Raw genomic sequence first — 13552 nt, 5'->3', positions numbered from 1 at the left:
AGGCCTGGGGAGCCTCCGGATGGGGTACGACGGCGGAGGCCCCGGCCTCGGAAGATTCGGGGACGCTCAGAGCGTGCGGGGTGAAAGCAGGCAAGGGTCAGCTCCTGACTGATCGGGTGATCGAGATGGCACGCGCAATCGGGGGTGTGCGCGCAGCACCGCATGACCGTCCGCGAGGGACGGCGCGATCACCGGTCAGTCAGGAGAGACGTCGGTGCCGGCGACCGGCGACGACGGCAGGTCGTCGTCCGGAACGCCGTGGGCCCGCATCCAGCCGTGGAGCGGGTGGTCGGAGGCGTCGCCGAGGCGGGCGCTGTCCGAAAAAGAGCCTCCGGCGTGAGCGGCGGAGGACGTCGGAGTGGTCGAGGAGCCCAGCGGCGCCGCCGGGGTGTCGGATGCCGGAGCGCCGGCGTCGACGGCCGGGCTGAGGGGTTCCGGCGCGGCGGCGGAGGAGGAGGCGACGGGCCAGGCGGATGCCGCGATGACCGTCGCCGGGGCGGATGCCGGGGCGGAGGATGCGGAGGTGGTCGGCGGGGTCGCCCGGACGACGGGAGCGATCACCGAGACGTCCGGCGTCGTGGGCGTGATCACCGGGGAGGTCGGTGCGCTCGGAGAACCGCCGACGATGGCGCCGGGAAGGCTGCCGTCGGCGTCGTCGACCGGGGTGGGTGAAGTGATCGGGGTCACGATGGGAGTCACGATCGGGTCCACGATGGGGACGATCGGGGTCACGATCGGGGTAACGATCGGGGTCACGACGGGCTGGACGACGTCGTCGACGATCGGGCGGATGATGGGCTCGACGACGTCCTCGACGACTGGCTCGACAATGGGGCGAACCTCGTCGACGATCGGGGTGACGACATCGTCGACGATGGGGCTCACGATCGGGGTGACGACATCGTCGACGATGGGGCTCACGATCGGGGTGACGACGTCCTCGACGATCGGCGTCACGATGGGCTGGACTACGTCGTTCACGATGGGGGCCACGACGGGTTCTACGACGGGGGCCACAACGGGTTCGACGACATCCTCGACGACCGGGTGCACAACCTCCGTCACGACCGGCTGGACGACGTCATCGACGACGGGCTCGACGACCGGCTGGACGACGTCCTCGACGACGGGCTCGACGACCGGCTGGACGACGTCCTCGACGACGGGCTCGATCACCTCCTCGACGACGGGCTGCACGACCTCGGTCACGACGGGCTGGACGACGTCCTCGACAGCATCCGTGACCGGTGCGACTGCGTCGACGACCGGAGCCACGACGTCCCCGACCGTGTCCGTCACTCCGCTGACCACGGACGTCAGGCCCGCGGCATCTGAGTTCTCGTCGGCGGCCTGCGCCGTTCCCGGACTTGCCAGCAGCGTGATCCCGGCCCAGGCGAGGATACCGAACGCGCTCCACAGGACACCGTGCGAAAGGCGGTGTCGAACTGATGCGGAAGTCACGCTCACCTCCCCCTCCGAAGCGCAACGCTGTCGGCGCGCAGTGCGCCGCTGGGCCGAGGCTACTCCGGCCGACCGACGACTGTCCAGAGGTTTCGGCGCTGCATTTCGCCGCGCTTCGGACGATGACGCGCCCGGACGGAATCGGACTTGACTTTCCCCAGGTTGTGCACATGCGTCCCCAGGTGGGGAAACCTTCAAGCGCCCGTTGAGACCGAATTCCATCCACAGCCTGGGGAATCAATAAACACCAGGTCAGCGGATATAAAACTAGTCCGAATCGCATGGCCTCACAGTCTTATCCACAGCCGTTCTACACAGACACTCCGACGTTCTCCGCAATCTCTCCACAGAGTTATCCACAGGTCGTGTTGCATGTGGAGAACGCCGCTCCTAGCGTTATCGAGCGACGAGATGTCCGAGGTCCGTGATGCGCTGTGTCCAGCCGGGGCCGTCGTCGCAGCGGGGCTTCCGGCCCATGCATCCATCGCACCGAAGGGAGCCCTGTGTCGATCAGTGACATCTCGGAGGAGCGACTCGGCGAGCGGCGCAAGTCGGAGCGCACGCCGCCTCATGATCTGCTCGCAGAACAGAGCGCGCTCGGCGGCATGCTGCTGTCGAAGGATGCCGTCGCCGACGTCATCGAGACGCTCAAGGGCGCCGATTTCTACATCCCCAAGCACGAGCTCATCTACGAGGCGATCCTCTCGCTGTACTCGCACGGAGAGCCGACGGATGTCGTCGCCGTCACCGACGAGCTCATCAAGACCGGCGAGTTGAGCCGCGCGGGTGGCGCGGATTATCTGCACACGCTGACCTCGATCGTTCCGACCGCCGCCAACGCCGGCTACTACGCGGGCATCGTGTCCGAGCGCGCCATTCTGCGTCGTCTCGTCGACGCCGGCACGCGAATCGTGCAGCTCGGTTACGACGGCCAGGGCGACGCCACCGACCTCGTCAACAACGCTCAGGCCGAGATCTACTCCGTCACGGGGTCCGAGACGGCGGAGGATTACGTCCCGCTCACGGTCGCGGTGGATGCCGCGCTCGAGGAGATCGAGGCCGCGAACGGCCGCGACGGCTCGATGACCGGCATCCCGACCGGTTTCAAGGAGCTCGACGAACTCACCAACGGCCTGCACGGCGGTCAGATGATCGTCGTCGCGGCACGACCCGCTATGGGCAAGTCGACGCTGGCTCTGGATTTCGCCCGCGCGGCATCCATCGGACACAACATTCCGTCGATCTTCTTCTCGCTCGAGATGGGCAAGAGCGAGATCGCCATGCGTCTGCTCAGCGCCGAGGGCCAGATCCCGCTGCAGAGCATGCGCAAGGGAACGCTCGACCCGCGTGACTGGACGACGGTCGCCGCGACCCGCGGGCGCATCAACGACGCGCCGCTGTACATCGATGACAGCCCGAACATGACGCTCGTCGAGATCCGGGCGAAGTGCCGGCGACTCAAGCAGCGGGCAGGGCTCCGCATGGTCATCATCGACTATCTGCAGCTGATGACCTCAGGCAAGCGCGTCGAGTCGCGTCAGCAGGAGGTCTCGGAGTTCTCGCGAAGCCTCAAGCTCATCGCCAAGGAGCTGCAAGTTCCCGTGATCGCGCTGAGCCAGCTGAACCGTGGCCCCGAGCAGCGTCAGGATAAGAAGCCCGCGATCAGCGACCTGCGCGAGTCCGGCTCGATCGAGCAGGATGCCGACATGGTGATCCTGCTGCACCGCGACTCGGTCTACGACAAGGACGTGCGTCCGGGCGAGGCCGACCTGATCGTCGCCAAGCACCGAAACGGTCCGACGGCGACCATCCAGGTTGCCTTCCAGGGCCACTACTCGCGTTTCGCGGACATGGCCCCGGGCGACTTCGGTGGTGGCGGCGGGGACTTCCACTAGCGACCGTGATGGGACGAACGCTAGTGCGCTGTGAGGACTTCGGCCAGCACACGCTGCTGAGTATCCCCGGCGTCTGGGCTTGACTGGCCCGACATGGTTGCAAGTGCTTTCCAGAGGGCCCATCCTTGCGCGCGTCGCCATGTCGCATCATCGAGGGCGACCGACTCGCGAAACGCCTCGCGGGCGTCGCCATCGAAGTAGCTCCACGCGATGACGAGATCACATGCGGGGTCGCCGATCCCGCATGTGCCGAGATCGATGACTGCCGAGAGTCTTCCTCCCTCTTCAAGAAGATTGCCGGGGGCAACGTCGCCGTGAAACCAGACGGGCTCGGACTCCCACGCCGTCGTCGTCGCGGCGAGCCAGATCTCTCGGCACCGCTCCGCATCGACCTCGTCTCCCAGACGTTCGAGGGCGACCTGCACTTGATCGCTGTACACGCTCGGGTGACAGCCGCGGTAGAAGGAATGCCGCCCCGCTGAGGCACCCGCGCCTGTCGGGAGGGATCTCAGTGCGCGCAACACGGATCCCAGATCCTCGGCCAACGAGACCCGGTCGATCAGCGGATTCTCGTCGATCGTGTTTCCGGGCAGCCATCGACGTACGGACCACGGAAGCGGGTAGTCCTGGGTGGGCGCCCCGATCGCCACGACACCGGGGACAAGAACCGGAAGCTTCCCGTCGAGGAACTCGAGCGTGCGCTTCTCTTTCTCGACAGCAGCGGCGTAGGCCTCGGCGCTGGGCAACCGCACCGACAGGTCATCTCCCAGGCGGAACGTCCGGTTGTCCCACCCCTGTTGCGGAACCGCGCGAATGCGCAGCGTGCGCCAATGCGGAAACTGCTTCGATATGAGTTCGGACACCAGGGCTTCGTCGATATCGATCACTGTTCCCCCCAACGCATCATCGCGCGACCAAGCGTATCTCGCACTGCCGTTCGTTGAGCTTGTCGTCGATCCTTGGCATCTTCTGTACCGGTATAGTAATCTTCTTCTGTACCGCTACAGAGGAGGTCTCATGGAACACCAGACCATCGCGGCGCTCGTTCACTCCGAACGGCAGACGGCTGGGCGCGACCTGCACGGTCAGCGCCGCCTCGACGCTCTACGAGCGCGGGACCGTCACGTCGCGGCTCTCGCCAGAGCGGATCGGCGACGGCGCCTGCGAGCGAGCCTGGCCCTCGGCATCCGGCGGTTGGCGGAATTCGTCGAGCCGTCCCAGCCGGTACGCGTCTCGAGCGCTTCGGAATCGTGCTGACTCAGACCGGACCGATCTCCCCATCGGGCAGAATGGGGGCGGAGGTGGACGAGGTGGCGCGAGTGACGCTCAAGACGATCGCCGAGCACCTCGGCGTCAGTCGCATGACCGTCTCGAACGCCTTCTCCCGGCCCGACCAGCTCTCCGAAGACCTGCGCGCACGGATCCTGAGCGCCGCTGAAGAACTGGGATATGCCGGTCCTGATCCGGCTGCGCGCGCGCTCGCTCGCGGACGCACCGGCGTCGTCGGCATGGTGCTGACGAACTCGCCCCGTGACGCGTTCACCGACGACGTCGCCGTCGGTTTCGTCCGCGCGGTCGCAGGCTCGCTCGCGGATGCCGGATACTCGCTCGTCCTGTTGCATTCATCCGGGAGCAATGGCGTCGTGCCGGCTCGGGACATCGCGATGGACGGCGCCATCATCTACTCCTGTTCTCCGGCGGCGTCGGCGTTCACGGCCCTGAGAGAGCGGCGGCTGCCGATCGTCAATGTCGAGGGGCTGCCGGTTCCCGGGGTGCCTGATATCGGCATCGACAACGCCACCGGCGCTTACCAGGCGGCCGAGCACCTCGTGAAGCTCGGCCACACCCGCGTCGCGATCGTCGTCGCCGCGCTCGACGCCGACAATGCTCCGGCATCCGAGATCTCCCTCGAAACCGCCTCGCCCACCATCGCCGGACGCCTGGACGGGTGGATGCGGGGGCTGCAGCAGGCCGGCGTCGTCCCGACGATCCTCGGCACTCCGGCCCTCGAGATGGACGAGATCCTGCGCGAACGGATCGATCGGATGCTCGACGACCCGCCGACCGCAGTCCTGGCGTACTCCGACCTGGTCGCGCTCGAGGTGATGGATCGGGCGCGGGATCGAGGCATCCTCGTCCCCGAGCAGCTCTCGATCGTCGGGTTCGACGACAATCCGATCGCCGCACGGGTCTCGCCGGCGCTGACCACCGTCCGCCAGGACATCGATGCCAAGGGGGATGCCGCGGCGCACGCCCTGCTCAGTCTGCTGCGGGAGGAGACCCCGGTGTCTCCGCAACGACTCCCCACCGCCCTGGTGGTGCGGGCCTCCACGGCCCACTCGCCGTCGTGACTGAAGACTGAACGCGAACGGAGCCGATCCTGGACATCGAACGAGTCGACCCTGCGCTGCGCGATGCGACCCTGAGACTTCCCGTTCCCGACTCCTCCAAGGGATGGATGCGGACCGTCATGCGGATGGCGACACGAATGATGCCCGTGCCCCGCATCGAAGGGGTGACGGTGTCGAACCTCCGCTCCGACGGCATCCGACTGCGCATCTACCGGCCCGAACGCCGCGTCGGCCGCGGTGCTCTCCTGTGGATCCACGGCGGCGGGCTTCTGTTCGGCGACGCCCGCCAGGACGAACTGCTCTGCGCGGAGACGGCGCGAATCCTCGGCATCCCCGTCGTGTCCGCGAACTACCGGTTCGCACCCGACCATCCGTGTCCCGCAGCCCTCGACGACGTACGCGCAGCGTGGAGATGGACGTGCGAACACGCCGGAGCGCTCAGCGTCGACGCGACGAACATCGCGATCGGCGGCGAGAGCGCCGGCGGAGGATTGGCGGCCGCACTCGTGCAGCGCCTGCACGATGAGGGCGCCGTGCCACCGGTCGCGCAGTGGCTGTTCGCGCCGATGATCGACGACCGCACGGCCAGTGATCAGTCGCTCGACGCCATCGATCACTGGGTGTGGAACAACCGTGCGAACCGGGTGGGCTGGGCCGGCTATCTCGGCGAGGCGCTCGGCTCGGCCGAACCGCCGCCGTACGCGGCCGCCGCCCGTCGAACCGATCTGACCGGACTTCCGCCGGCCTACATCGCCGTCGGCGACATCGAGCTCTTCTTCGCCGAGGATGAGGACTACGCCCGTCGGCTTCGGGATGCCGGCGTGGATGTCGAGTTCGACCTGGTGGCCGGTGCGCCGCACGGCTTCGAGAACTGGGCGCATGACAGCGAACCGGCGAAGGCGCTCCTGGCCCGCGCGCGCGACTGGTTGGGCCGCGCGCTGAGCTCAGAAGCGCCCTCGGCGTAGGTCAGGAGCCCGCGGCCTTGCGGATGTGCTCGGCCACACGCGGCTCGGTCTCGGGCGTGAGCGCCTTCAATGCGAAGGACGTCACCCACATGTCGCCGTCGTCGAGCTGGGCGGCCTCTTCGAAGCCGAGAGTCGGATAGCGCGTCTCGAACTTCGAGGCCGGCTTGAAGAAGACCACGATCTTGCCGTTCGCGTCGGCGTACGACGGGAACCCGTACCAGGTCTTCGGGAACAGGTGCGGTGCGACGTCCTTCACGATGCGGTCGATGCCCTCGGCGATCGCGCGGTCGTCATCGGGCAGCGCGGCGATCGCGTCGCGGAGGGCCTTCTCGCCTACCTCGCGGGTCTTGCCGGCCTTCGCCTCAGCACGCAGCTCCGCGGCGCGCTGCTTGACCGCTGCGCGTTCGTCCGCGGAGAGTCCGTCGGTCTTCGTAGCCATGGGGTGCTCCTCTTTCGTGATGATCTGGGTTGGCGTCTGATTCCAAACTAGGGACACGGGAACGACCGCGCTTCTCGATTCCTGATCATGTCGGTGGAGCGCGGTTCGACTGGCATGCTGGCTGACGTGAGCGACTCGGCATCCCCGCGGGCGGCGGCCTTCGAACGCGCCAGGCAGGAGACTATCCGCTACCACGAAGAGCTCTATGCCCAGACGGGCCTGGGGTCCGAAGGAACGTGGTTGGCCAAGCCGCACAGATTGGTCTTCGAGGCGCTCGAACTCCTGCCCCGCGATCGAGCAGTCGTCGCCTACGACCTCGGCGCAGGTGTCGGGCGGCATACCGTTCCGATGCTCGATAGCGTGCCCGCCGGCTCCGTCGTCTTCGCCGTCGATCTGCTCGACTCCGCCGTGCGGCGGCTGGCGGCGTTGGCCCCGGCATCCGGATCGACGCGGTTGCGTGCGCAACAGGCTGACTTGGCCGAACTGGAGTTCGTCGAAGGCGTCGATCTCGTGTTCGCGTTCTCTTCGGTGGAGCACCTGGCGGATGCTGGATCGATTCGTCGCCTGCTTGGGCAGGTCGATGCGGCGCTCCGACCGGGCGGAGTGGTCGCCCTCGGCATCGTCGCCGATCGGTATGAAGTCGATGCTTCGGGGTCGCGCCGCCCTGCGCTTCTGGAGAGCGGAATCTCGGTAGCCGAGGTCGACGCTCTGCTCATCGACTCGTTCGCAGGGTTCGAGGTGATCGATCGCACTGCACGGCAGGCGGTGGTTCGCGAGCAGCGCGACGGTGAGGAGTACCTGCTCTCGTCCACGCTCGTCACCTGGCTCGGGCGCAAGATCTCGCTCTGACGGCTGCCGAACCGGAGGCCCGAACGCACGATCAGCTCCGCTGGGTCGTGCGAAGTCCTCGCGTTCCGAAAGCTCTCGCCGGGACGGCGCTCGCCATGCGCTCGTCCTGCACAGCCGAGTTGCCCGGGCCACCTGTCCACAGATGCGGTAGATGGCTGGGATCGTTCGGCGCAACGGATGCCGAGGGGCGACGAGCATGGGCGCATGTACCGATTGACCGACTCCGAGCCCCTCATCCGCCTTCCCGAGGTCACTTGGGCTGAGGTCGCGGACACGTATCTCGAGCTGGGCCGAATCAGCGATGGGCTGCCTCACTTCCGCGCCATCATGAGCACCACCGAGGCGAAGCGGCACAGTGCTGAACGCGCCCGGGCATCCGGCGTGATGACGCATGCCGAAGTCCTCGGGCTGATCGTGCCGATCACCGAGACCCTGTTCGATGACAGCGCAACGGTGAGCCTCGCATTCCACGCTCAGCTCATGGTCATGTTCGGATTTCCGACGATCCCGGAATCCTTGGCTCTGCAGACGGCATTCGGACGCCGAGTGGGCGAGCAGCAGCACCTCAAGCTCGTACGGCTGTCGGACCGCGCTCAGCGACGGGGACTCAGCGTCGACGAGTACGTCGACGACCTGCGGCGTCGAAATGCCGTCGAGCACGATCATCTCGTTCGCAAGTTCCTCGGCAAGATCAGCCACGAACCGGATGAATCGCGGTTGGAGACAGCGGTCTCGATCCTGCGCCGAACCGCCGCGCTTGCCCCGGAAGAGCTGCGCCCACCGGTTCTGTGCGCGATCGCCTGGATGCTGTGGGCGAGAGGGCGCGGCGTGCTCGCGCTCGCCCATCTCGCCGAGGCGCTGAGGATCGAACCAGGGCATGTCCTCGCCTGCGGTCTGATGCTGCACTTCAGCGGCACCACGCCGAAGTGGACCCGCTCCTGGTCCTGGCGCGAGAAGGGGAACTGCGGCGGTTGGAGCCCCTGCTCGACGCGGTCGTGACCTTTGTCGACAGGCCGTAACAAACGCCGAGTACCGTGGCGGCATGAGCCACAGCATCCGAATCGAATACTGCACCCAGTGCTCCTGGATGCCGCGGGCGACCTGGGTCGCCCAGGAGCTGCTGACGACCTTCGTCGAAGAGCTGCGCGGCGGAGGGGTGACGCTCGTCCCCGGAACCGGTGGCATCTTCGAGATCCACGCGGACGGCGAACGCATCTGGTCGCGCGCGGATGACGACGGCTTCCCGGACATCGTCGAACTCAAGCGGCGAGTGCGCGATCGGATCGCCCCGGATCGCTCGCTCGGCCACGCCGACCGGGCCAAAGAGCGCGAAAGCTGAGCGCCCCCGGCCGAGATCGCCCGTCTGACCCGACCCGGGCTGACACCCGGCAGGATGGAACAAGGTCCGAGAGGAGACGGCGATGGCACGGCACTGGATCGCCCCGCAATGGGGAACGCCCGACGTCTGGCGATTCGAGGAGTACGTCCCTCCCGCGCCAGGTCCCGGCGAGGTCACCCTCCGTGTGCACGCGGCGGGAGTCAACCCCGCCGACGCCAAGCACGTCGCCGCGGCGCGTCCTGGCGTCGCGCTTCCCGTGGCGATCGGGTACGAGGTCTCCGGCGAGATCACCGCGATCGGCCCCGACACCGAGATCGGCTCCGGCCCGGCATCCATCGGCGATGAGGTGCTCGCCTTCCGCGTCAGCGGCGGCTACGCGACCGAGCTGACCATCCCCGTCGGCAAGGCGTTCCACAAGCCGTCCACGCTGACCCATCCGGAGGCGGCGAATCTGCTGCTGACCGGCACGACCGCCGCCGAGATGCTCGCGATCACACGCGCCGCGCCGGGCGAGACGGTGCTGCTGCACGCGGCATCCGGGGCCGTCGGGGTCAGCGTGCTGCAGCAGGCCGCGCTCATCGGGGTACGGGTGATCGGCACGGCGAGCCCGGGGCGCGCAGAAGACGTGCGTCGCTTCGGCGGCATCCCGATCGCCTACGGCCCCGGCCTGGCCGAGCGCATCCGTGCGGCGATGTCGAATGCCGGAGTCGACCGGATCGACGCAGCACTGGATGCCGTCGGCACCGACGAGGCCATCGCCACGTCCTTGGAGTTCGTGCCGGATCGTTCGCGGATCGTCACGATCGTGGCCGCTGCATCGGCGCAGTCGGAGGGGTTCGCCGCGATCGCCGGCTCGATGCCGGCCAGCGCCGTCTTCCGGGACGAAGCGCGCTCGCGGTTGATCGAACTCGCCGGCCGCGGCGACCTCGTCGTGCCGGTGGCGCGGACGTACCCGTTGAGCGAGGCGCCTGCGGCGCATGCGTTCCTCGGCGAGGGGCATCCGGGCGGGGCGATCGCACTGATCCCGTGACGGCCGCGCGACCCCGCGCCGCGTACGCTTGATACGTGACCGACGCCTCCACGACCGCCCAGCGACTCGTGCGTCGTTTCGCCCGTGACACCAACCTGCTCATCGCCGGACGCACCTTCTCGGTCCCCGGTGCGGATGCCGTGTCCGACGAGCTCCGTCGGCTGCTCGCCGCGCTCGGCGCGCACCTCGGCCGCGGCGGCGTGACCTTCGCACCGGGAGGTGAGCCCGAGATCCTCCTCGACGGCGAGGCGTTGCCGGTTCGCGCCTCGGCCGCCGATCGCGTCGACTTCGCCGGACGGCACATGCCGGTCGCGGCCGAACTCGCGCGGGGTCTGCAGCAGGGCGGCACCGTGCGCGGCATCCGGATCGGCATCGCGATGGTGCTCGAACCCAAGACCGCGCAGCTCGCCCTGCTGCTGCGGGATGCCGGCGCCGACGTCGCCGTGTACGCCCACCCCGACGAGATCGACGTCACGGTCGCCGATGTGCTGCGCGAGCGCGGCATCCCGGTCGACGGGGACCCGACGCTGAGCGGCCCCGCCGAACGCGCGGCGGCCGTCGCCTTCCTGCGTCGCGGGTTCGACCTGCTGCTCGACGACGGCTCGCACCTGATCCGCCTCGCGCACGAGGAGGGCCTTGCCGCAACGCTCCGCGGCGCCGCCGAGGAGACCACGAGCGGCCTCGCGCCGCTGCGGCTGATGCAGCGCAGCGGCGTTCTCGGCATCCCGGTCATCGCCGTCAACGACGCCCCGATGAAGACCTCGTTCGACAACCGGTACGGCACCGGCCAGTCGTGCGTCTTCGCCATCTGCGACGTGCTGGATGCCGCGGGCATCGGCATCCGCGATCAGCCGGCCATCGTCGTGGGGTACGGGCCGGTCGGCGAAGGCGTCGCGGCTCACCTGCGTGCGTTCGGGGTGCAGATCGCGGTCGCCGAGACCGACCCGGTGCGGGCGCTGCGCGCCGCCCATGACGGATTCGCGATCGGACCGCTGGCGCAACTCGCACCGAACGCCCTCGTCATCTCGGCCACGGGTGCACCGCACACGATCGACGCCGACACGCTGCGCGCCGCCGCGATCGTCGCGGTGGCCGGCGGGGTGCCCGAAGAGGTCGACGTCGACGTTTCGCTGCTGCGTCCCCACGCTCCCCATCTCGACCGCTTCGGTGACGGCGCGCTCCTCGTCGCGCGCGGCGGGTGCGTCAACCTCGCCGCAGCCGAGGGCAACCCCATCGAGATCATGGACCTCTCCTTCGCCGTGCAGCTGGCCGCGGTCGAACAGCTGCTCGACTCGACCCTCGAACCGGGCGTGCACGCGTTCCCCGCCGATGCCGACGACCGGATCGCACGCGCCGCGCTCGCCGTCCGCGGGGCGACCATCGACGAACGCAGCCGGGCGCAGGTCGCGGCCCAGTCCCAGTGGCGATCGCCGCGCTACCACGGAGCATCCGCATGACCGACGTCACCGTCTTTTCCGCCGACCTCGTCGTGCCGATCACCGCGCCGCCGATCGCCGACGGCGCCGTGGCCGTGCGCGACGGACGCATCATGCACGTCGGTGAGCGCTCGTGGGTGCTCCGCTCGCTCGCGGACCGCGGCATCACGGCATCCGAAGTCCACTGGCCCGGCGTCCTCACCCCCGGCCTCGTCAACGCGCACACCCACCTGCAGTACACCGGCATGGCCGAGGTCGGCCAGGGGCGCTACACCGGATTCGAGGACTGGGTGCGCGCGTTCGACCCGGTATACGAACGCGGCCGCGACTGGGCGACGGACGCGGCCGACGGCGCGGAACAGGCGCTGCGGTTCGGCACCACGGCGGTGGCCGACGTCGTCACCGATCCCGCCGCCGCTTCAGCCCTGCACGATGCGCGGCTGCACGGCATCACCTACTGGGAGGTGATGAGCTGGACCAACGCCGACTGGGCGCGCACCGGACGCGCCCAGGTCGAGCAGGCCCTGGATGCCCTCCCGATGCCTCCGGGCAGCGGGCTCTCACCGCATGCCCCCTACTCGCTCGACATCGAGCCGCTCCTGGAGATCCCGGACATCGTGCGCGAACGCGGCGGCCGCATCCACATCCATCTCGGCGAGGCGGCGTTCGAGAGCGAGTTCGCGCACGAGCATCCGCAGGCCTGGCACACCGCCGGTCTCGCCAGCTTCCAGGAGCTGCGCGACGCCGGCTTCGGAACAAGCGCGACCGAGTTCGTCGACCAGCTCGGCGTGCTCGGCCCGGACTGCCACATCGCGCACGGCGTCTACATGAGCGCGCGCGACCGCGCCATCCTGCGCGAACGCCGGACGACCGTCGCCCTCTGCCCGCGGTCGAACGCCGTGATCGGACTCGAGGAGCCGCCGATCGCGGCCTACCTCCGCGAGGGCAGCCCGATCGCCGTCGGCACGGACTCGCTGTCGTCGAGCCCATCCCTCGACGTGCTCGCCGATGTCGCAGAGCTCGCCCGCATCGCCCGCTCTCAGGGGTACACCGACCGGGACCTGCACGCCCGGCTACTGGGAGCCGCCACGCTGGGCGGGGCGCACGCCATGGGCATCGACGTGGGACCCGAGCGCACCGGCTACCTCGCCGTCGGCGCGCTCGCCGATCTCACCTTCTTCGACATCCCCGCCGGAGAGGATGCCGTGGCACAACTCGTCGAAGTGGGAGCGGGGCGCGCCGCAGCCACCGTGGTCGCGGGAGAAGTCCGCTACGCCGTCGACGCGTTCGACCTCTCCGCCGTCGCCGCACCGGAAGGAACCCGATGACCGAACAGCGCCCGGCGACCGCCGTCGAGCTCGATCTCGCCGCGCATCCGGAGGGCGGCTGGTTCCGCCGCACGTGGACCAGTCCGCTCGCCGTCGAGACGCCGAACGGCCCACGACCGGCCGGCACCTGCATCCATTACCTGCTCCGGCCGGACGAGGCGAGCGCGTGGCATGTGGTGACCAGCGATGAGCTGTGGCTCTGGCACGGACCCGGACGCCTCGAGCTGAGCCTCGGCGGCGATGCGGCAGCCCCCGGCGAGGCGACCACGGTCGTGCTGGGACCGGACGACGCCAAGCAGCAGCTCGTTCCGGCCGGCGTGTGGCAGGCGGCGCGACCGCTCGACGATCTCGAGGTGCTGGTGTCGTGCTTCGTGTCCCCGGGTTTCGACTTCGCGGATTGGCGACTCGCCGAGTCGAATACGCTATGAGTCGAACCCGAATCTTCTTCCCTGGAGTCGC

Annotated in this window: 14 protein-coding genes; 11 read left to right on the top strand and 3 right to left on the bottom strand. The window is 68.7% G+C overall.

Annotated features, from left to right (window positions below):
* Positions 1-195 precede the first annotated feature (195 nt).
* Positions 196-1461, bottom strand: coding sequence for a hypothetical protein (locus tag M2317_RS07980; protein ID WP_429458988.1), 1266 nt, complete (start codon positions 1459-1461; stop codon positions 196-198).
* Between the two features lie 503 nt (positions 1462-1964).
* On the opposite strand from M2317_RS07980, the gene dnaB reads away from it, so the two are divergent.
* Positions 1965-3356, top strand: coding sequence for a replicative DNA helicase (gene dnaB, locus M2317_RS07975; protein WP_429458986.1), 1392 nt, complete (start codon positions 1965-1967; stop codon positions 3354-3356).
* A 20-nt stretch (positions 3357-3376) separates the two neighbouring features.
* On the opposite strand, the gene M2317_RS07970 is transcribed toward dnaB, so the two are convergent.
* Positions 3377-4243: an aminoglycoside phosphotransferase family protein gene (locus tag M2317_RS07970; RefSeq protein WP_429458984.1), complete on the bottom strand. Its 867-nt coding sequence runs from the start codon at positions 4241-4243 to the stop codon at positions 3377-3379.
* 130 nt (positions 4244-4373) lie between these two features.
* On the opposite strand from M2317_RS07970, the gene M2317_RS07965 reads away from it, so the two are divergent.
* From M2317_RS07965 to M2317_RS07955, 3 genes are all read left to right on the top strand, one after another.
* Positions 4374-4613, top strand: coding sequence for a hypothetical protein (locus M2317_RS07965; RefSeq protein ID WP_429458982.1), 240 nt, complete (start codon positions 4374-4376; stop codon positions 4611-4613).
* A 62-nt stretch (positions 4614-4675) separates the two neighbouring features.
* Complete coding sequence (locus M2317_RS07960; protein ID WP_429458980.1) at positions 4676-5707, top strand: LacI family DNA-binding transcriptional regulator; 1032 nt, start codon at positions 4676-4678, stop codon at positions 5705-5707.
* Positions 5708-5847: 140 nt separating this feature from the next.
* Positions 5848-6672: an alpha/beta hydrolase gene (locus tag M2317_RS07955; protein WP_429459555.1), complete on the top strand. Its 825-nt coding sequence runs from the start codon at positions 5848-5850 to the stop codon at positions 6670-6672.
* 1 nt (position 6673) lies between these two features.
* Here the strand turns inward: M2317_RS07955 and M2317_RS07950 are convergent, their stop codons facing one another.
* The gene (locus M2317_RS07950; protein WP_429458978.1) at positions 6674-7111 is read right to left on the bottom strand and encodes a hypothetical protein; all 438 of its coding nucleotides are present in this window, start codon (positions 7109-7111) and stop codon (positions 6674-6676) included.
* A gap of 126 nt (positions 7112-7237) precedes the next feature.
* Here M2317_RS07950 and M2317_RS07945 point away from each other — a divergent pair, with 126 nt between their 5' ends.
* From M2317_RS07945 to M2317_RS07915, 7 genes are all read left to right on the top strand, one after another.
* Positions 7238-7960: a class I SAM-dependent methyltransferase gene (locus M2317_RS07945; RefSeq protein ID WP_429458976.1), complete on the top strand. Its 723-nt coding sequence runs from the start codon at positions 7238-7240 to the stop codon at positions 7958-7960.
* A gap of 204 nt (positions 7961-8164) precedes the next feature.
* Positions 8165-8959 (top strand): DUF4192 family protein, encoded by a 795-nt coding sequence (locus M2317_RS07940; RefSeq protein WP_429458974.1) that lies wholly within the window; start codon positions 8165-8167, stop codon positions 8957-8959.
* A gap of 43 nt (positions 8960-9002) precedes the next feature.
* Positions 9003-9299 carry a SelT/SelW/SelH family protein gene (locus M2317_RS07935; RefSeq protein WP_429458972.1) on the top strand — a complete coding sequence of 99 codons (297 nt, stop codon included), beginning with the start codon at positions 9003-9005 and terminating at the stop codon, positions 9297-9299.
* Positions 9300-9381: 82 nt separating this feature from the next.
* Positions 9382-10329 carry a quinone oxidoreductase family protein gene (locus M2317_RS07930; protein WP_429458970.1) on the top strand — a complete coding sequence of 316 codons (948 nt, stop codon included), beginning with the start codon at positions 9382-9384 and terminating at the stop codon, positions 10327-10329.
* Positions 10330-10364: 35 nt separating this feature from the next.
* Positions 10365-11786, top strand: a complete 1422-nt coding sequence (locus tag M2317_RS07925; protein WP_429458968.1) for an adenosylhomocysteinase — start codon at positions 10365-10367, stop codon at positions 11784-11786.
* Positions 11783-13093 carry an amidohydrolase family protein gene (locus M2317_RS07920; protein WP_429458966.1) on the top strand — a complete coding sequence of 437 codons (1311 nt, stop codon included), beginning with the start codon at positions 11783-11785 and terminating at the stop codon, positions 13091-13093. Before M2317_RS07925 ends, M2317_RS07920 begins: the two co-directional genes overlap by 4 nt.
* A complete protein-coding gene (locus M2317_RS07915) occupies positions 13090-13521 on the top strand; it encodes a cupin domain-containing protein (protein WP_429458964.1) in 432 nt (143 codons plus the stop codon). The genes M2317_RS07920 and M2317_RS07915 overlap by 4 nt, the downstream gene beginning before the upstream one ends.
* The last annotated feature ends 31 nt before the right edge of the window (positions 13522-13552 follow it).

Source organism: Microbacterium sp. ZKA21 (genome assembly GCF_050434165.1).
Lineage (GTDB): Bacteria > Actinomycetota > Actinomycetes > Actinomycetales > Microbacteriaceae > Microbacterium.
Note: the sequence above shows the minus strand (reverse complement) of the source record. Positions and strands in the feature narration are given on the sequence as shown.